A 19335-nucleotide genomic window follows, 5' to 3' on the forward strand; every position below is an offset into this window, starting at 1 on the left:
CTGTCGCGGCAAGCGCAGGAGCAGATCGAAAACCCCCGCCGTGGCAACGGCGCGACAGATCGAACATGCGGGAGCAGGACCAATGGCGCTCTTGGAAACACCGGCCCGGAAAACGCGGCCACCACAGCAGGCGAGCGGACGGCGCGGCAAGGGCCGTGGCGCGATGAACGCGGACTCCCCCGCCCACCGCGGCGACGCCCGCCTGGCCTGGGTGCTGATCGCGCCCTCCCTGATCGGGTTCGCGGTCTTCGCGGTCTACCCGACGCTGCGCGGCCTCTACCTGAGCTTCACCGACTTCGCGGTGCTCACTCCGCCGACGTGGGTCGGCTTCGACAACTACGTCAAGCTCGCCGCCGACGACGTCTTCTGGTCCGCGCTGGGCGTCACCGTCTACTTCGTCGCGCTGTCGGTGACCATCAGCCTGGCCGTATCGGTCGTGACCGCGGCGGTGCTGCACCGCCTCACGTCCTCGACCGTCATCCGCGGCCTGATCATCCTGCCGTTCCTCATCTCCGCGGTCGTCGCCGCGACCGTGTGGTCGTGGATGCTCGACGCGCAGCTCGGCATCGTCAACATCGCCATCGAGGCGCTCGGCGGTGACAGCGTACGCTTCCTGACCTCCCGCGAATGGGCGATCCCGTCGATCGCGCTGATCAACGTGTGGAAGCAGATGGGCTACACGTCGATCATCATCTTCGCCGGCCTGCAGACCATCCCACCCACCGTCTACGAGGCCGGGCGCATCGACGGCGCGAGCGAGCTGCAGATGTTCCGCAAGCTCACGCTGCCCCTGCTGCGCCCGATCCTGGCCCTGGTGCTGGTTCTCAACGTCATCGGCGCGTTCCAGGTGTTCGACATCGTCCAGGTCACCACGAAGGGCGGGCCGGCCAACGCCTCCAACGTGCTGCAGATGCTGATCTACAGCAAGGCGTTCGGGCAGTTCGACTTCGGCTACGCCTCGGCGATGTCGTTCGCGCTGTTCGCGATCCTGCTCGTCATCACGTTCCTGCAGATGCGCCTGCTGCGCGCCAACGAATCGGAGGTCAGCGCATGACCGCCACCGCCACCCGCCGCCGGCGCGGCTGGACCGTCGGCAAGGCCTTCGCCTGGACGTACCTGCTCGGCGTGCTGTTCGTGACGATCTTCCCGTTCTACTGGATCCTGCGCACCGCGCTGTCGGACAACTACGCGCTCATGGCGCAACCCGACTCGATCCTGCCCGCGGGCTTCACCTGGGGGCCGTTCCGGCGGGTGCTCGGGCTGGCCACGACCCAGGAGTCCATCGCCGAGGGCGGCTCGGGCGCGTCGGTCGAACTCGGGCACTTCCTGGTCAACTCCGTCATCTACGCGACGCTGTCCACCGCGCTGATCGTGTTCTTCTCCACCATCGCCGCGTACGCCTTCGCCCGTCTGCACTGGCGCGGCCGCGATCTGGTGTTCAACCTGTTCCTCACCGCGCTGATGGTGCCCGGCATCCTCACCCTGCTGCCGAACTTCGTGCTGGTGAAGGAACTCGGCCTGCTCAACACCTTCGCCGGGATGGTCCTGCCGGGATCGCTGTTCTCCGCCTTCAACATCTTCTTCCTGCGGCAGTTCATGCTCGGCCTGTCCACCGAGATCGAGGAGGCGGCGCTGCTCGACGGCGCGGGCCGGCTGCGCGTGCTGTTCGGCATCACCCTGCCGATGACCAGCGGACCCGTCATCACCCTGTCGATCCTGGGCTTCATCGGCATGTGGAACGACTACTTCTGGCCGCTGCTGGTCACCAGCGACGAGTCCGTGCAGCCGCTGACCCTGGCGCTGGCGGTGTTCAAGCAGTCATCGCCGCAGGCGCAGCCCGACTGGGCCGGCCTGATGGCGGCGACGCTGGTCGCGGCCCTGCCGATGCTCGCGCTGTTCATGGTGTTCGGCAAGCGCATCGTCAACTCCATCGGCTTCTCCGGGGTGAAGTGATGACGCCGACGCTGCGCCTTGCCTGGGCCCGACCCGCCCGGGAGTGGGTCGAGGCCACACCGCTGGGCAACGGGCGCATCGGCGCGATGGCCTTCGGCGGCGCCCAGGCCCGGTTCCAGGTCAACGACGCCACGGTCTGGTCCGGGCACCCTGATGGACCGGCCGACGCCCTGGACGACCTCATCGCGGGCGGAGCCGGTCCGGCCCGCCTGGCCGAGATCCGCGCCGCCATCGACGCCGAGGACCTGCGTCGGGCCGAAGCGCTGCTGATGGGTTTCCAGGGCCCGTACTCCCAGGAGTTCCTGCCGTTCGTCGACCTGGTGGTGGACACCCGCGGCGCGGCCACCGCACCCGGCCGGGCCGCCCGCGTGCTCGACCTCGACGAAGCACACCTGAGCGAGGCGCTGCACGTCGACGGGGTCGCCGTCACCCGACGCAGCTACGTCAGCGCGCCGGCCGGCTGCCTGCTCGTCGAGTACACCGCTGACTCCCCCGTGCTCGACGTCGACCTGCGCCTGTCGACCCCGCTGCGGCAGGCGGGACGCGACACCAGCACGACCGGGCTCATCCTCGACGCGGTCGCGCCGGTCGACGGCGCGCCCGCCCACGAACCCTCGGTCGTACCCGCACACCGCTATCTCGACGGTGCCGGATTCGACCACTTCGCGACCGCGGCGCTGGCGGTCCGAAGCGACGGAACCCACGGTTCCGCCGGTGACACCCTGCAGATCCGCGGGGCGAGCCGGCTGCTGATCGCACTGTCGACGTCGAGCAGGGCTGCACTGTGGTGGGCTGACCCTGACGGCGGCGGCTGGCGGACCTCCTCCCGCGAGGAGATCCGGGAGCACGCCCGCTCGACCGCGGCCGCCGCCCTGCGGCGCACCGCCGACGAGCTGTTCGCCGAGCACCTCGCCGACGTGCGGGACCATGCCTCGGGGGCGCGCTTCGCGATCGGCAGCCGGCGCGGCGGCACCTGGGACACCGACACCGACGTGCTGCGCGGCGACGACGAAGGCCTGCGCGCCACCGTGCTCGCCGAGTACGGCCGCTACCTGCTCGCAGCCGCCTCGCGCACCGGCGGACCCGCCGCGAACCTGCAGGGCATCTGGAACGACGAGCTCCGGCCGCCGTGGTCGTCCAACTACACCATCAACATCAACACGCAGATGAACTACTGGCCCGCACCGGTGGCCGGACTCGACCACGCGGCCGAGCCGCTGACCGAGCTCGTGCGGCGGATGGCCCGTACCGGATCCGAGGTCGCCGCCCGCCTCTACGGGGCCCGCGGCTGGGTCGCCCACCACAACAGCGACCTGTGGGGCTGGAGCCTGCCGGTCGGCATGGGACACGGCGGCCCGAGCTGGGCGATGTGGATGATGGGCGGCGTCTGGCTCACCCACAACCTGTGGGACCGCTACGAGTTCACCGGCGACCGCGACCTGCTCGCCCACACCGTCTGGCCGCTCATGCGCGGCGCGGCCCTGTTCTGCCTCGACTGGCTCGTCGACGACCCGGCCACCGGCGGCCTGCGGACCATCCCGTCGACCTCTCCCGAGAACCTGTACGTCGGCCCCGCCGGCCGGCCCGAGGCGATCGGCGTGTCCACCACGACCGATCTGGCCCTGATCCGCGCGCTGTTCGAACGCTCCCGCACCGCCATCGCCGTGCTCGGCGCCGACGACCCGATCGACGCCGAACTGGCCGCCGCCCTCGACCGGCTGCCCCGGCTCGCCGCCGGACCCGACGGGCGGCTGCGCGAATGGTCGACCGACGCCGCCGACGTCGACCCGCACCACCGGCACCTGTCTCCGCTGGTCGCCCTGTACCCCCTCGACCTGATCGACCCGGCCCGCACCCCCGATCTCGCCGACGCCGCACGCCGTTTCCTCGATCGCCGCGGCCCCGGCGCGATGGGCTGGTCCTGGGCGTGGAAGGTCGCGCTGCGGGCCCGGCTCGGCGACGCCGACCACGCCCGCGAACTGCTGCTCGAAGCGTTCACGCCGTTCGACCGCGACCACCGCAGGCTCGCCCCGGTCGACGGGTCCGAGTGGGGCGGGCTGCTGCCGAACCTGTTCAGCACCCACCCGCCGTTCCAGATCGACGGCAACTACGGGTTCACGGCCGCCATCGCCGAGATGCTGGTCCAGAGCCACGGTGGCCGCCTGCGGCTGCTGCCGGCCCTGCCCGCGGCCTGGCCCGAGGGTCAGGTGACCGGCCTGCGCGCCCGCGGCGGCCGTGAAGTCGACCTTGCCTGGAGTGGCGGCGTGCTCGAGCGTGCCGCCGTCCGGGACCGCACCGGGCTCGCGCAGCGGATCACCGTCGAGCACGACGGACAGATGTACGAACTGGACCTGCCGCCCCACGGCGAGGTCATCCTGCCCGGCGCGTGAGCGCCCGGCCCACCGACCCACCACAACACATCACGCACACCCGATCGGGCGTCAGCGACGGCGCCCCGCCACCCACAGTGAGGAACTCGTGAAACCGCAGCGAATCGCATCGGCGTTAGCGTTCGTCGTCATCGCCGCCTCCGCGCTCACCGCCTGCTCGACCACCGACGAGACCAGCGCCGGCAGCGGCACGGTCAACTGGTGGACCTGGGACGAGCGGCAGGCCGCCTCGTACCAGAAGTGCCTGCCCGGCTTCCAGAAGGACAACCCCGGCATCACCGTCAAGATCTCCCAGTACGGCGTGGGCGACTACTTCACCAAGCTCACCGCCGGGTTCGTCTCCGGGGCCGCCCCGGACGCGTTCCAGAACAGCGTGCCGCTGCTGGGCGCCTACGCCGGGCAGAAGCAGATCATGCCGCTCGACGACCTGATCAAGAAGACCGGCTACGACCTGAAGGTCTTCGACATCGGCGTCGACTCGTGGAAGTACACCGACGGCAAGCAGTACGGCATCCCGCTGGACTGGGCCGGTGCCGCGATCTACTTCAACGAGGCCAAGGTGACCGAGGCGGGCCTGACCGCCGAGCAGGTCCAGAACATGACCTGGAACCCCGACGACGGCGGCACCTTCGACGACATCGTCGCGCACCTCACCGTCGACAAGAACGGCGTCCGCGGCGACCAGGCCGGATTCGACAAGACCAAGGTCGCCACCTACGGCATCGGCAGCCTCGCCTCCGGTGACTTCAACGGCCAGACCTCGTGGAACTCGTTCGTGTCCACCCTGGGCTGGCGCATGGGCGACAAGCCGGCGTGGCCGACCCGCTTCCAGTACGACTCCCCCGAGTTCGTCAAGACCCTCGAGTACGTGCGCGGCCTCAGCGACCGCGGCCTGATGCCCGCCTACGGCCAGCTGACGGTCTCCGGCAGCCAGCAGGTCGGCTCCGGAACCGTCGCGATGATCCAGGGCGGCACCTGGGACGCGACCTCGATCACGAAGATCCCGGGCGTCAAGGTCGGCATCGCACCGACCGTCAAGGGCCCGAAGGGCCGCTCGATGATCTCCAACTCCAACGCCAACAACATCTACGTCGGCACCAAGAACCTCGACGCGACGTGGAAGTGGGTCACCTACATGGGATCGGAGGCGTGCCAGTCGGCCGCCGGCGTCGACGCGACGTTCCTGCCCTCGATCGCCAAGTCGCTGCAGGCCGCCGTCGACGCGCAGAAGGCCCAGGGGCTCGACCTGTCGGGCTTCGTCAACGCGCTGAACAACGGCGAGCTGTGGGCGGCCCCGCCCACGGCCAACGGCCAGGAACTCGCCGACACGATCAAGCCGCTGTTCGAGGCGTACTTCAGCGGTGAGCGCGACAAGAACGTGTTCGGTGAGATGGCGAAGAAGACCGAGGAGATCCTCGCCGAGTGACACCCGGTGCGGGGGTGGGAACGGCGTTCGCGCCCGCCCCCGCACCTCTACGGTATTGCTTGGATCACGCGCCACCGCCCGCACCTGAACGGTATCCACACCACAAGGGAATCCCCGATGAACGAACCAGGCGCCGCCGTCGCGTTGCTGCAGGCAGCCTCCGCCGCGGCGGCCGAGGTGTTCAAGGCCATCCTCACCCGGGGTCCGATCAGCCGCATCGACATCGCCCGGCTGGCCGGCCTGTCCCAGGCCGCGGTCACCAAGGCGGTCGCGCCGCTCATCGAGGTCGGCCTGGTCTCCGACCGGCTGCAGTCCCAACGCGACGGGCAGCCGGGACGCCCCGCGAACCCGCTGATGGTCGTGCCCGACGCGCTGGTCTGCCTCGGCATCAAGGTCAACGCCGACGAGGTCGTGGGCGTCGCCACCGACCTGACCACCCGCATCCTGGCCAGCGACCGCCGGCCGCTGGACAACACGAAGCTCGACACCGTCGTCGATGCCATCGAGGCCACCACCGACCGGCTCGTCGGCCTGCTCGGCGAGCACGCCCGGCGGCTGTGCGCCGTCGCGGTCACGGTCTCCGGCGACGTCGACACGCAGGGCGGCACCGTCCGCGAGTCGGCGATCATGGGTTGGGCCGACGTGCCGCTCGCGGCGATCCTGACCGAGCGGCTCGGCCGCGATGTGCTCGTGGAGAACGACGTACGCGCCCTGACCATCGGCGAGCACTGGTTCGGCGTCGGTGTGGGCACCGCCTCGTTCGCGATCGTCACGATCGGGCGCGGCATCGGCAGCGGACTGCACGTCAACGGCGAGGTCGTCGAAGGCGCCTACGGCGTGGCCGGCGAGATCGGGCACCTGCCGCTCACCTCACCGGACCGGACCTGCCCGTGCGGGCGGCGCGGCTGCGTCGAGGCCGTCGCCGGGACCCCGGCGATCGTCGCCGAGGTGTCGCGCGGGCACGGCAGGCAGCTGTCGATCGGCGAGGTCGTCGACCTGGCACACCACGGCGACCCGCTGGCGGTGCGCACGTTCGAGCAGGCGGCGACCGTGATCGGCACCGCGATCGCGACGCTGGTCAACCTCACCGGACCCGAACTGGTCATCATCGGCGGTGAGGCGGTCAGCGACTTCGACCTGTTCGAGGCGCACCTGCGGGCCGCGTTCGCCGAGCACGCCTTCGGCGCGGCGGCCCGGTGCAGGATCGTCACCCGCCCGCACACCTTCGAGGACTGGGCCCGCGGCGCGTCCGCGTCGGCGATCCGGCGACTGGCCGAGAACCGCGACTGAGCCCGCAGCCGACCGACCCCGTCGACCCCGGAAGGACGCCATGACCGCGCCGACCGTCCTGTTCATCGGCGACAGCATCACCGACAGCGGCCGCCACGACGACCCGGACGGGCTCGGCGACGGCTACGTCCGCCGGGTCGCCGAGGCCATCGGCCCGAAAGCACGTTGGCTCAACCGCGGGATCACCAGCAACAGCACCCGCGACCTGCTCGCCCGCTGGGACACCGACGTGCTCGCCGAACGCCCGGCGCTGGTCAGCGTGCTCGTCGGCATCAACGACACGTGGCGGCGATACCACCGCGCGGACCCGATGGCGGCCGAGGAGTTCGACGCCAACTACCGGGCCCTGCTCGACCCGCTGGCCGCGAACGGGACACGGCTGGTGCTCGTCGAGCCGTTCCTGCTGCCCGTCGACGCCGAGCAGCGATCCTGGCGGTCCGATCTCGACCCGAAGATCGAGGTCGTACGCGCCCTCGCCCACGACTACGGCGCGGTCCTGGTCCCCGCCGACACCGCGCTCAACGCCGCAGGCGACGCCGCGACCGTGGCACCCGACGGCTTCCACCCCAGCGAACACGGCACAGCGCTGCTGGCGGCGCTGTGGCTGCAGCACGCCGGACCCGCCGTCACCGCACTACAGCGGCCCTGACCCGGCCCCCGAAGGAGCACCCCATGTCAGTGATCTCCCATGCCAGTGCCTACCTGGTCGACCTTCCCGTGGAAGTGCCGCGCACGGATGCCGTCCAGGCGTTCCTCAAGCAGGAGACGATCTTCGTCGAGATCGAGACCGCCGACGGCGGGCACGGGCGCGGCTACGCGTACACCATCGGCACCGGCGGCACCGCGGTGCTGGCCATGCTGACCGACTACCTGCTCCCCCGCCTGCTCGGACAGGACGCCGGCCGTCCGGAGGCGATCTGGCGCGACCTGCACGCCGCCACCCGGGCGACCACCGTCGGCGCGATCACCTCGCTGGCGCTGGCCGCCGTCGACACCGCCGTGTGGGACCGGCGCGCACGCGCCGCCGGGCTGCCGCTGTGGCGGCTGGCCGGCGGCGCCAAGGACCGGATCCCGCTCTACGACACCGAGATGGGCTGGCTGCACCTGAGCCCCGACGAGCTGGTCGAAGGCGCCCGGTCCGCGCAGCGTTCGGGCATGACCGGCGTGAAAGTCAAGATCGGCAAGCCGTCGCTCGCCGACGACGTCGACCGGCTCACCGCCGTACGCTCCGCGCTCGGGCCGAGCTTCGACATCATGGTCGACGCCAACCAGTCGATGACGCTGGCCGAAGCCGTCCGGCGGTCGCGGGCCCTGGCGCACCTCGACCTGTTCTGGCTGGAGGAGCCGCTGCCCGCCGACGACGTCGCCGGCCACGAGCGGCTCGCGCGGGCCACCGCCATCCCCATCGCCGTCGGCGAGTCGATGTACTCGGTAGGCCAGTTCGCCGAATACCTCACCCGGGGCGCGGCCTCGATCGTGCAGGCCGACGTGGCCCGGGTCGGCGGCATCACACCCTGGCTGAAGATCGCCCACCTCGCCGAAGCGCACAACGTGGCCATCTGCCCGCACTTTCTGATGGAGCTGCACGTCAGCCTGTGCGCCGCCGTGCCGAACAGCCGCTACCTGGAGCACATCCCGCAGCTGCGCGCCATCACCAGGTCCGGCATCGAGGTCGCCGACGGGCACGCGCTCGCACCGGCACAGCCCGGCCTGGGCATCGACTGGGATCTAGACGCCATCGACAACCTGCGTACCGCCTGACGCCGCCGCTGACCTCGCGGAAGCCGAGACCGACATCCGCCCGGACGCCTTCCGGGTCTGCTGCGGGTCTCCTCCCCGCGGTCAGAACGTGGCGATCGGGTTGACCGGACTGCCCGACGTGCCGGCGAAGCGGACCGGTGCGACCGCGAGCTGGAAGTCCCACTGGCCGAGTTCGGCAGCCGTCGACGCGCAGGCCTCCAGGTCGCAGTTGTCGAGCATCCACAGTCCCATAGCGACGAGGCTCACGGCGTGCACCGGCATCAGCACGTCCGGATAACCCGAGGGCTGAACGTCCTGGGGGGTGTCGGCGCCGATCAGCGCGACCTGCCGTTCGTGCAGCCAGGGCAGGCATGATGCGTGCCAGCCGGCCTGTGTGAAACCGCCGGCCGCACCGCGCTCGTGCCGGAAGCGGCCGTAGCCGGTCCGCAGCAGCACCGCGTCGCCGGGCCGCACCCGCACACCCTGGCGGCGCTCGGCCTCCTCGAGGTCGTCGGGGGTCACGCCCCGCCCCGGCTCCAGCCACGGCACGTCGCGGACCCTTGCGATGTCGAGCAGGACACCCCGCGTGACGATCCCGTCCGCTGCCGCGGTGACGGCCGCCCACGCCGATCCCGTCCCGCCGTCGATCAGCGAATGCGGGCGTCCGTTGTACATCTTGCCGTCCCAGAGGATGTGGCACGGCGAGTCCAGGTGGGTGATGGTGTTGCCGTGGAAGGTGATGCCGAGCCGCTCGGAGGAGAAGCCCCAGCGCCGGTCGGCATGGAAGGCGGCCACCGGCATGTTCTCGGCACCCGGCATGTCGGCGGCGCACGGGCACGTCGTCGTCGACCGCTCCATGTCGTCCGGCACGGCGACCTCCCATGCGCACGACACGCTCCTGCCGTGGCGCACGGCGCGCGCCGCCGCCAGCCGGACGTCGTCGCCGATGTGGTTCAGGGTGCCGCGTTCGTCGTCGTCACCCCAGCGACCCCAGTTCGACAGCGTGTCGAAGTAGCCGAGCACATCGTCCTGTGTGGGCATCGGTCGGCCTGCCGTCATCCCTCGACTCCTCCGGTCGCACGGTCCGGGGCCCCGCAGGTGGGGACGTTCCGCCCTCGCCTTCGGCATGACCGCCGCCCGTTCATGAGCGGGCCTGACACTACATCGACGGGCGGACAGTCGGCCGGTCAGCACGAGCAACACGCCCGCTGGCAAACGCCCGGCCGGCGCTAGAACCGCGGAAGCCTCGACCGGTTCGCACACGGCCCCGGCCGGCGGTGGCTCCGCCGGCCGGGGCCGTGCATGGTGCGAGGGCTTTGCCGTCGGCGCGGTTCAGCTGCCGCAGGCGGTTCCGTTGAGGGAGAACCCGGTGGGCGCGGAACTGTTGCCGGTATGGGTCGCCTGGAAGCCGATGGTCGTCGACCCGCCCGGTGGGATCGAGCCGTTGTAGTTCACGTTGGTCGCGGTCACCTGCCCACTGGTCGGTGAGTAGGTGGCACTCCAGCCGGAGGTGATGTTCTGGCCCGAGGCGAGGGTGAAGCGCAGCGACCAGCCGTTGACAGCCGTCGAGCCGGTGTTGGTGATGGTGATGTTGTCGGTCAGGCCGTTGTTCCACGGATTGAGCGCGTTGGTCACCCGGCAGCCTCCGCTGCCGCCGCCGGGCGAGCTCGACGCACTCGGCCGGGGACTCGCGCTGGCCGACGCGCTCGGGCTGGCCGGCGGGTTGCCGCCCTCGCTGACGGTGATGTTGGAGCTTCCGCTGCTCTGGTAGCCCTCGGTCGCCATGATCTGGTAGTTGTGGGTGCCCAGCGTGAGGCCCAGCCGCGACCACGCGTTGAAGTGGTTGGCGGTGGTGATGGTGCCGCTGGTCCGGTGCTGCTGGCGCACGCTCCAGTACTGGTAGAACGTCGCGGTGCCGATGATCGACGGCTGGTTGACCCGCTGGGTGCGGTAGATGTCGTAGGTGGCGCCGTCGGTGGTGACCGAACCCAGCCGGGTCGTGCCCGTGCTCGGGTTGTAGCTGCCGAAGTCCTCCACGACGTAGTACTCGATGAGCGGGTTGGTGGTCCAGCCGTACAGCGCCAGGTAGCCGTTGCCGTTGGGGCTGAAGCTGCCCGAGTAGTTCACCGTGTGGCTGGACCCGGGGTTCCAGCCCTTGCCGACGACGGTGTTGTTCATGTTGCTCCACTGGACGCTGTACTGGCCGCCCGCGCCCAGGTTCATGGTGACGTTGCCGTTGTCCTTCCAGTACGAGTAGAAGAAGCCGTTGTGGTAGCCGGTGGAGTTCGAGGTGATGGTCCGGTCGGCCTCGGCATGGGCCGTGCCGGCCACGACGATCGACGCGGCGGCCAGCACGACGGCGCACGCGCCGCCGATGAGCGCGTTGACCCGGCTGCGCCTGCGCGGCAGCGGGAGGGACGGTTGGTCGTTCACGCGAGTGTTCCTTCACGACAGGGCAGCCAGCGGGCAAGGCTGCGGGGAATCGACTCGATGCCGTCGGGGCCGTCCGGGCGGGCGGCCGTCAGGGAACGGCGGAGCGTGCCGGTGACGCGTGGGCGTGGTCCGGTCGACAGCCAGGTGCCAGGTCATGGCCACGGCCGAGGACCGCCGATCGTCGACAATCATCGATGCTCGCAGTATTGGACCGCCCCGCCGAACCTGTCAACAACTTCCGGAAATTATCGGCGAAACACCGCCGCCTCGACTCCGCCCCGGGCGGGAATGCTGCCATGTGACCAGAGCATCGGAGATTCCGAAAGTTTCAGCACGAGCACGTGCCCGACCCGCAAGGACGCCCGGTCGCCGGCAAGTCGACTTCCGCGACAGGCGGGTACGTCACCGAGGCGACGGACCCCGGCATACGGCGCGCGCCCGGCCCGGATCGCAGCCGGAATACAGGGAATCCGGCACGGCCCACAGGTGCCACCGCCGGGCGAGCAGCAGGACGGACGCAAGCCTACCCCGGTACGGTTCCCATATATGCCTTAATGACCGTTTCATAGCTTATGCTGGCCGCCGTGATCCGCGCCCTGCCCGCCCGTCGCGCCGCCGACGGCTCACCGCCGCGGCGATGCCGTCAGTCCTGGCCGCGGCCGCCGTCGAAGAACCCCATCCGGAGGCCACGGTCAAGGATCTGCTGCGCGCTGGCAAGGCCCTCACGCAACTGCTTCGGTGTCCTGCCCGCCCTGCGCCCCGCGCGCCTGGACCCCGTGCCCGCCCTGCGCGCCGAATGACCTGGCGACCTGACTGTCGGGTGTGCCTCGTACCTACCAGGACCCGATCCGGCAGACCCGGGTCAGCCGGCCCCGAAGCAGATGAACCCCGAGCGCATGCCCGGCGGCACGGCTGTGGCAAGGGCGTTCGCCGCAGCCCACCCGCTGGTGAGCAGCCGGTGGAAGGTGGCCATGACCGGCATCGCGTCCTCGTCGGGGACTCGGCAGACGCTGGCGACGACGGTGCGGGTGCCGGCCCCGACCAGGGCGGCCGCCATGCCCAGCGCCTCGTCGCCGGGGCGGATGTGGTGCATCCCGATGTCGCAGGAGGACAGCACCACCGTGGCCGGCGGGGCCACGAGCCGCTGCAGGTCGTAGCCGAACAGCGGGCCGTCGGCCAGGTCGAGGCGGGAGAACAGCGGGTTGTCGGTGTCGTGGTGGCCGTGCGCGGCGATGTGGACCAGCGAGGCGCCGTCGGCGGCCGCGAGCGTCGCCTCGGCGGTGGCCCGGCCGCCGACGAGCACCCTCGCCCCCGGGTAGCGGGCCGCGATCTCGGCGACCTCCGGTTCGCCGCGCTCGTTGCCGGGCCCGCAGACCAGCGCGACCGGTCCGGCGCGAGCGGAGCGGGCGCGGGCCGCCGCCCACGCCGTCGCCGACGGTGCCACGGTCACCGGTCGGCCGGCCAGGCCCGGCAGCACCGACCACGGCACCGCCATCAGGGCTCCCGTGGGGACGACGATCACCTCGGCGTCACCGAGCAGCGGCAGCAGCGGGTCCAGCACCGCGGCGGCCAGGGCGGCGCTGTCGCGGGCGGTCGCCGCGGCCAGGGCCGTGGCGAGGCGGTCCGGCAGCGCCCGCCCGGCCTGGGCGTCGAGGTCGGCGCGCAGGCGCAGCAGAGCCTCGGTCGCCTGGCCGGGTGGGGCGAGATCCACGACCCGGGCGGTGCGGGAGGTGACGACCAGGGCCCGCAGCCGCTCGCCGGGCAGGTAGGACACCATCGCGGCGGTTCCGAGCAACGCGCGGACGCCGGACAGGGACACGGGCGGGGCGACGCTGTGCCCGTCCGCGGCGGTGGCCCAGGCGTGTTCGCGCAGGACACGTTGGAGGGCGTCGGCGCGGGCGGGCAGGTTGCCGAGGGGGTGTCCGGCGAGTTCCCGGTCGCGCATGCTCTGGCGTACGCCGCGCAGCTCGGCGAGCGCGGCCGCGGCCCGCGGGTCGTCGGGTGGGCGCACCGGCGGCAGCAGCAGCGCCTGAGCGCGGGCGCGTTCGGCCCAGCGGAAGATGTCGGCGGGGCGGCCGGTGTGCAGGGCCGCGCGCAGGCCCCGGTGGGCCAGTTCCCGGCCGTGGACGGCGACGCCGGTGCGCAGGTCGGGCACGCCGAGTTGTTCTCTGGCCCGGTGCAGGGCGGAAAGGCCCGCGGTCAGGTGCCGGGCGGCGGTGCGGGCGGGTGCGGTGTCGGCGCGGGCCAGGTGCCACAGCAGGCGCGTGTCGAGGCGGTCCAGCCGCCGGGGTGTGCAGGTGGCGAGCTGGCCGGCGGCGCGGTCCAGGTCGCCTGCGGCCGCGTAGGCGCGGGCGGCAAGCAGCCCGGCGAGGCGGGCGTCCTCGGGCAGCGGCAGGGCGGCGAGGTGCTCGCGCAGTGCGACCGCGTGCTGGGCGAGGCCGGCCGGGTCGGCCGAGGCCTCGAACGTGGCCCGTAGGGCGGCCAGGTCGGCGCGCGCGGTCCAGCGTGGGTTGTCTCGCCGGCGGAACAGGTCTCGGGCGGCTTCGGCCCAGCCGATCGCGGCCTGTGGCTGTCCGGCGAGCAGCGCGGCGTCGGCGCGGGCGAGGTGGGTCTCGGCGTGGTCCTGGCTGAGTCGCTGGTCGGCGAGGCGGTGCTGGGCGGCGGCGAGTTCGGCGTCGGCGTCGGTGTGCAGTCCGGCGGCGAGCAGGGCCCGCGCCCGGTCGAGGGAGAGCACGGCCAGCATGCCGGGCAGGATCGTGGCGTACCGGTGGGCGGCGTCGGCGTACCGGCCGAGCGCGGCGGGCAGGTCGCCAGCGAGGTAGTCGAGGTAGCCGAGGTTGTGTACGGATTTCGCGGCCAGTCGCGGGTAGCCGTGCCGGTCGGCGATGGCGGCGCAGCGAAGCAGGTCGGCGCGGGCGGCGCTCGGTCGGGACGCGGCCATGTGCAGCACTGCCCGGTTGAGCAGCACCCGGGCGACCTCTTCGGGTTCGTCGTGTTCGCTCAGCTCGGCCAGTGCGTGGCCGTAGGAGGTCAGTGCCTGGTCGTCGCGGCCGGTGCGCCGCAGCAGCATGGCCCGCTGCCCGTGCAAGGTGCCGCGGTGGCCTGGCGGCAGGAGCTGCTCGGCGTCGGCGAGCAGTTGGAGTCCCGTGTCGACGTGTCCCTGCTCGGATTCGGCCAGGGCGAGGCTGAGCAGAATCCGGCCCCGCAGCACGCTGCGGTGCTCGCCTGCGGCGTCCAGTACGGACAGGGCCTGCCTGAGCGAGGCGGCCGCGTCGGCGGGGCGCATGTCGGCGTTGGCGGCGACTCCCGCGGCATGCAGTGCGGCCGCCTCCCCTGCCGAGGCGTTGCCTGCGGCCGGCGCCGGGGCTGGTGGTTCGGCCGGGATGGCGGAGGCGGTCACAGTGCGACGGCCGGGGTGACGATCCACGGCTCGTGCGGGTGGTCGCGGAAGACGAGCAACTGCCCGAGGCCTGGTTCGATCTCCGGGAACGCGAACCGGCCCGCCTCGTCGGCGGTGGTGATCTGCGAGCCGGTGGCGCGGCGCAGCTCGACCCGCAGCGGCGCGGCCGGGGCGAGCCAGCCGTCCACGCGCAGCCGGCCGCGGCCGGCCTCGGTGAGGGTGACCATGATGGTCAGGCTGTGGGCCTCGAAGGTCAGGGTGCGGGTGTGTTCGGTGGACCGGGCCGCGACCGGCTGCTCGGCCTGCAGCCTGGCGATCTCGGCGGCGAGTTGGCGGGACGCGAGCGCGAACAGGGACCGCTCGACGAGGTCGGCGGGCATCGGGTCGACGGTCTCGTGCAGGTCGCGGATCTGGTCGAGGAGGTCGAAATCGGCGGCGTCCAGCGGCTGCGACTCGCTCATCATCTACTCCAGCGGGGGTCGGCGAGCAGGGCGTCGCGCAGTTTCGTCAGGCATCGTCCCCGGGTGGGTCCGATGCTGCCGTGCGGCATGCCCAGTGCCGCGGCGACCTGGGTGTAGTCGGGCCGGTCGACCATCGCCACGATGCGCAGCAGCTCCCGGCACCGGCCGGGCAGGGCCTGTACGTGGTTCCAGAGCAGCCGGCGGCGTTCGTCGGCGATGAGGTGCTCGGCGGCCTCGGGCCGCGGGTCGGGCTGCTCGTCGTCGGTGTCGGCGGCGACGGTCTGCCGGCGCTGGCGTTGCACCCGCCACGATTCGCGTTTCGCGGCGGTCACCAGCCACGCGGTGAGCGCGTGCGGAGACCGGATCTCGTGCAGCGCGCGCAACAGTTCCAGCCAGGTGGTCTGCACGGCGTCGGCGGCGTCGGCCGCGTCGAGGCCTTGGGCGCGGGTCACGTGCCACAGCAGCGGGGTCAGCTCGCGCACGATGTCGTCCAGGGCGCCCGCCTCGCCGGCCCGTGCTCGTTCGAGCAGGTCGGCGAGGTGGGCTTGGCGTTCGGTGCCGGTGGAGGTCATCGCATCCGGTCCAGCGCGCGGCCGGCGCGGCCGTGTGCCGCGTCGGGCGCGACCTGGTCGTCGTCATCGTCCATGATCGCGGCGGCGATCAGTCCGGCGGTCACCGCGGCGGCGAACGAGGTGCCGCTCCACCGGGCGAAGCCGCTGGCCAGGTTGTCCTCCAGGTAGTTGGAGGCCGGTTCGCGGTGCAGCCGCTGGTGGCCGAACAGCGGCATCGCGCTGACCAGCGCCGTGCCGACCGTCCACACCATCACCCAGTCGCCGAAGTTGCTGTAGGCCGCCCGCGACAGGTCGGGGTTCAGCGCCCCGACACTGACCAGTTCGGTGCGCGGCACCGTGTCCGGCTGGGCGAGCGCGGTCAGGGCGGCCGGGAAGACCGGGGCGTCGCTGGCGTGGTTGCCGGCCGACGCCACGACCCGTACGCCCATGTCGCCGAGCTCGCCCAGCAGGCGGCGCAGTTGGATCGTGTGGTGGCTGTCCTCGGTGGTCTGCTCGTAGTAGCCGAACGCGAGGCATACGACGTCGACGAACCGCTGCGGGTCTGCCTCGGCGCCGCGGACCCGTTCCACGAGCCATTCCAAGGCGGACAGGATGACCTGCTCGTCGATGATGCCGTCGGCGCGCATGACATGCATCGACAGCAGCCGCGCGTCCGGGGCGCATTGGCGGATCAGGCCCGCGATGAAGGTGCCGTGCCCGGCGTGGGAGTGGGTGCGTGGGTCAGCGCCGTCGAAGTCGGCCGGTTCGGCGGACACGGTCCCGGGGGCCTGCCAGCCGAGGTCGGCGGCGTCGAGGTGGATCGGGTCGGGCTGGTCGTCGAGGGCTTCGTTCATCCAGTCGTGTCGGCCGATGCCCGAGTCGAGGATCGCGACGACGGGTCGGCGGCGGCCGGGCAGGGCGTCGACCGGGCGTCGGCTGAGCCGGATCAGCGGCGAGGCGACTGCCGCCCGCTGCGCACCGGCGTGGCCCTCCTTTGCCGGCATGCCGATGAAGGCCAGCCGGTGCAGCGACAGCCGCTTGACCAGCTCCGCCGCAGCGCCGCTGAGTCCGTCGGCTTCGGCGAACTTTCTGAGCGCCTGCAGGGCGACCCACGCGTCGGGTGGGTTGGCGGCGTCCTGCGTGCCGAGTCGAAGTACCCGATCGCTCGACACCGACAGCGACCAGCCGTGTCCGGCCAGCGCCTGTTCGAGCTCGGCGACGGCGGGCGGCTGCGGCGGGTCGCCGGTGACCGCCAACAGGTAGATGGAGTACACGGTGGGCGCACCGCCGTCGGTGTTGGCCCAGGTCACTTCGGCCGGGTCCAGGTCCACGCCGCCGGCCAGGTTGAGTTGGGGAAACGTCGTCGGCAGCTGCTGCTGGGGCACGTACCAGTCCTTCACGACCGGTCCCTTCGTCAGGACGGGCCAGGCCCGTCACGGTGATCAATGGCTGCCGCCGATCGTCCAGATCCTATGTGCCGGAACATGATCGGCGGGTGCGCGTCGCGTCACGGTTTGTGACGCGGGCGCTGTCGTGGTTGCGTCATAGGCGTGCCGTCCTCAGGTCATCGCGCAGCGCGGGACCTTCTGCGTGATGTCGCCGCCGGTGTCGAGCCAGGAGTCGGCGATGTAGCCGGTGACGTCCCCGACGGTCGTGTGGTCCCAGAGCCGGCTGCTGCCACGACGTCCGGACACCTGCTGGCCCTCGATGTAGCAGTCGATGACGCCGACCTGGCCGGCGTCGGCTCGCCCCACGATGGCGGCGTGTGTGGTCGGCCCGGATCGCACGATGACCCTGGGTTCGGCCTTGACGGTGGCGGTGACGCCGTTGCCCTCGGGCCGTCCGGGTTTGAGCTGGCCGGTGAGGTCCATGCACATGAAGTCGGTGGAGCCCATCCACAGCACGGTGTACCGCTGGCCCTGGCGGGTGCGGGTGACCGCGTCGAAGCAGAAGTCCGGCCGCGGCTGCTGGGATCCGTTGAGGAAGCCGTTGGAGAAGCCCAGGGTCAGCTGCTTGCTCAGATAGCAGACCGCTCCCTCGACCAGGGCTTGCAGGTTGCCGCTGACGACCGCGACCACGCCGACGGAGTAGCGGTATTCGTTGCTCTGGTAGATCGCGATCGCGAGCCGGTCGGTTTCGTAGCCGCACTCGACGGCGTCGGCGACCTTGGCGACGCGGTCGACGAGCGTGCCGAGGCCCTGGGAGAATTCGTCGACGCGCTGCAGTTGCTCGGCCGGGATGACGGTGCGGACGTTGGCGATCAGGCCGACGAACTGCAGGCAGGGATTGTGGATGGTGGTGGTCTGCTCGTCGCCGAAGGTCGGCAGCAGGTCCCTGGTGACCGGGCCGGGCTGGCGGCAGCCCGGCTCGGCCGGTGAAGCGGCCACGTGTTCCTGGCCGCCGGAGTCACCGCCGCCGAAGCCCTGGCCGTCGTCGCAGTCGGCCGCGGTCAGGGTGAGAAGGAGTGCTGTCGCGCCGGCGAACAGGCGCAGACGCGCGGATGTGCTGGCCATCGCTGGATCTCCCGGTTCGTGAGGGATCTGACGCTGGTATGGGGTCCGTGGACGGCGCGCAGATACACGGCCCGGGGGCCGTTTCGCGGCGGAGCCCGGCACCGCTCAGGGTGTCGCCGGCAGGAGCCGGATGAGGATCTGCCGCACGCCGGTGCCCAGGCCGGACACGAATTCGCTGCCCGCGGCCCACTCGGCGACCGGCAGCAGCACCACGGCCACCGCGGCGACCGCGATCAGCGCCGCGACCACGCTGGCCTCACTGCCGTCCTGCGTGATGATCTTCAGTTCGATCGCGAGGTCACCGGAGATCTGCACCGCTCCCCCGGTGACCGGGTGGGTCCGCAGCACCCTGCGGGTCATCGTGTAGATCACCGCTCGCTCCGCCTCGTCGAAGGCGATGCTGGTGAAGCCCTGCTCGTCGCCGATGCTGCCGCCGAGCTGAACCGTGCCGTCCAGGCCGACCCGCACCGACACGGCGGCGAACATGGCACCGATCGCGGCCCGGGACTCGATCTTCAACCGCGAGCAGAGCTGGTCCAGCGCGACACCGCCGATGGTGCGCGCGACGCCGGAGGCGACGGCCGCCTCCAGCGCGGCCAGGTCGGGTGCGATCTCGCAGGCGAGCGGGTACGCCCCGGACCAGTCGACCTTCAGCGGGCCGGTGACCGACAGTTCGACGCGTACACCGGGGCCGATGAACACGGCGACCGGCTTGCCCCGGACCGTGTAGGTCAGCGCGGGCAGCCCACTGGCCTGCCGAGGCAGCTCCAGCACCTCGAGGTCGGCGGCAGACAGCAGCAGCGGCACCCGGCCGGGCGGCTCCTCCCCTGGTGCCACCAGCCCGACCAGGCGTCGCCAGGTCGCTCCGCCGACATCGACCCGGGAGTCGGCGGTCAGGCCCTGGATCTCCTGGAAGCCGCGGATCGCCGCGCACAGTTCGCGCGAGGCGGTGCCGTCCTCGATCGGCGGCAGCAGGCTGAGCGAGGTGCCGCCGGCGGGCAGGCCGACGGCATCGAGCAGTTCGCCGATCTGCTGCTGGTCGGTGGCGTGGTTCGGACTCTGGGTTCCGGCGTCGGTCAGGCCGACCGCGGCGGTGAGGCCCCATCTCATGGCGTTCTCCTTCGTGTGGCGGGGGTGGGTGGACCGGTCAGCCGACCGGGTCTTCGGCGGTGTCCCAG

General features: G+C 71.8%; 15 protein-coding genes. 7 read left to right on the forward strand and 8 right to left on the reverse strand.

Annotation, left to right across the window (positions count from 1 at the left end; translation table 11 throughout):
• Positions 1 to 163: 163 nt before the first annotated feature.
• From AB0B35_RS12905 to AB0B35_RS12935, 7 genes are all read left to right on the forward strand, one after another.
• On the forward strand, positions 164 to 1054 hold the full coding sequence (locus tag AB0B35_RS12905) for a sugar ABC transporter permease (protein WP_360534353.1): 891 nt from the start codon (positions 164 to 166) through the stop codon (positions 1052 to 1054).
• Positions 1051 to 1953 (forward strand): carbohydrate ABC transporter permease, encoded by a 903-nt coding sequence (locus AB0B35_RS12910; RefSeq protein WP_361044364.1) that lies wholly within the window; start codon positions 1051 to 1053, stop codon positions 1951 to 1953. The genes AB0B35_RS12905 and AB0B35_RS12910 overlap by 4 nt, the downstream gene beginning before the upstream one ends.
• Complete coding sequence (locus tag AB0B35_RS12915; RefSeq protein WP_361044366.1) at positions 1953 to 4343, forward strand: glycoside hydrolase N-terminal domain-containing protein; 2391 nt, start codon at positions 1953 to 1955, stop codon at positions 4341 to 4343. Before AB0B35_RS12910 ends, AB0B35_RS12915 begins: the two co-directional genes overlap by 1 nt.
• An 88-nt stretch (positions 4344 to 4431) precedes the next feature.
• A complete protein-coding gene (locus AB0B35_RS12920) occupies positions 4432 to 5769 on the forward strand; it encodes a sugar ABC transporter substrate-binding protein (RefSeq protein ID WP_361044369.1) in 1338 nt (445 codons plus the stop codon).
• Positions 5770 to 5886: 117 nt separating this feature from the next.
• On the forward strand, positions 5887 to 7059 hold the full coding sequence (locus tag AB0B35_RS12925; RefSeq protein WP_361044371.1) for an ROK family transcriptional regulator: 1173 nt from the start codon (positions 5887 to 5889) through the stop codon (positions 7057 to 7059).
• Positions 7060 to 7099: 40 nt separating this feature from the next.
• Entirely contained in the window at positions 7100 to 7708 is a 609-nt protein-coding gene (locus AB0B35_RS12930) for a GDSL-type esterase/lipase family protein (protein ID WP_361044373.1), read from the forward strand.
• A gap of 23 nt (positions 7709 to 7731) precedes the next feature.
• Complete coding sequence (locus tag AB0B35_RS12935) at positions 7732 to 8820, forward strand: mandelate racemase/muconate lactonizing enzyme family protein (protein ID WP_361044376.1); 1089 nt, start codon at positions 7732 to 7734, stop codon at positions 8818 to 8820.
• An 81-nt stretch (positions 8821 to 8901) separates the two neighbouring features.
• Here AB0B35_RS12935 and AB0B35_RS12940 read toward each other — a convergent pair whose 3' ends face one another.
• The 8 genes from AB0B35_RS12940 to AB0B35_RS12975 all read right to left on the reverse strand — a co-directional run bounded on the left by AB0B35_RS12940 (position 8902) and on the right by AB0B35_RS12975 (position 19267).
• Positions 8902 to 9840: a cyclase family protein gene (locus AB0B35_RS12940; protein WP_361044378.1), complete on the reverse strand. Its 939-nt coding sequence runs from the start codon at positions 9838 to 9840 to the stop codon at positions 8902 to 8904.
• Positions 9841 to 10131: 291 nt separating this feature from the next.
• Entirely contained in the window at positions 10132 to 11232 is a 1101-nt protein-coding gene (locus tag AB0B35_RS12945; RefSeq protein WP_360534369.1) for a glycoside hydrolase family 11 protein, read from the reverse strand.
• 862 nt (positions 11233 to 12094) lie between these two features.
• On the reverse strand, positions 12095 to 14632 hold the full coding sequence (locus AB0B35_RS12950) for a CHAT domain-containing protein (RefSeq protein WP_361044381.1): 2538 nt from the start codon (positions 14630 to 14632) through the stop codon (positions 12095 to 12097).
• Positions 14629 to 15093, reverse strand: a complete 465-nt coding sequence (locus AB0B35_RS12955; RefSeq protein ID WP_361044383.1) for a hypothetical protein — start codon at positions 15091 to 15093, stop codon at positions 14629 to 14631. The genes AB0B35_RS12950 and AB0B35_RS12955 overlap by 4 nt, the downstream gene beginning before the upstream one ends.
• On the reverse strand, positions 15093 to 15665 hold the full coding sequence (locus tag AB0B35_RS12960; RefSeq protein WP_361044386.1) for a sigma-70 family RNA polymerase sigma factor: 573 nt from the start codon (positions 15663 to 15665) through the stop codon (positions 15093 to 15095). Before AB0B35_RS12960 ends, AB0B35_RS12955 begins: the two co-directional genes overlap by 1 nt.
• Positions 15662 to 17044, reverse strand: coding sequence for a S8/S53 family peptidase (locus AB0B35_RS12965; RefSeq protein WP_361044388.1), 1383 nt, complete (start codon positions 17042 to 17044; stop codon positions 15662 to 15664). The genes AB0B35_RS12960 and AB0B35_RS12965 overlap by 4 nt, the downstream gene beginning before the upstream one ends.
• 159 nt (positions 17045 to 17203) lie before the next feature.
• A complete protein-coding gene (locus AB0B35_RS12970; RefSeq protein WP_361044391.1) occupies positions 17204 to 18157 on the reverse strand; it encodes a hypothetical protein in 954 nt (317 codons plus the stop codon).
• Positions 18158 to 18262: 105 nt separating this feature from the next.
• Positions 18263 to 19267 (reverse strand): hypothetical protein, encoded by a 1005-nt coding sequence (locus AB0B35_RS12975; protein ID WP_361044393.1) that lies wholly within the window; start codon positions 19265 to 19267, stop codon positions 18263 to 18265.
• Positions 19268 to 19335: the final 68 nt, after the last annotated feature.

Source organism: Catellatospora sp. NPDC049133 (assembly GCF_040648455.1).
Taxonomy (GTDB): Bacteria; Actinomycetota; Actinomycetes; order Mycobacteriales; family Micromonosporaceae; genus Catellatospora; species Catellatospora aurea.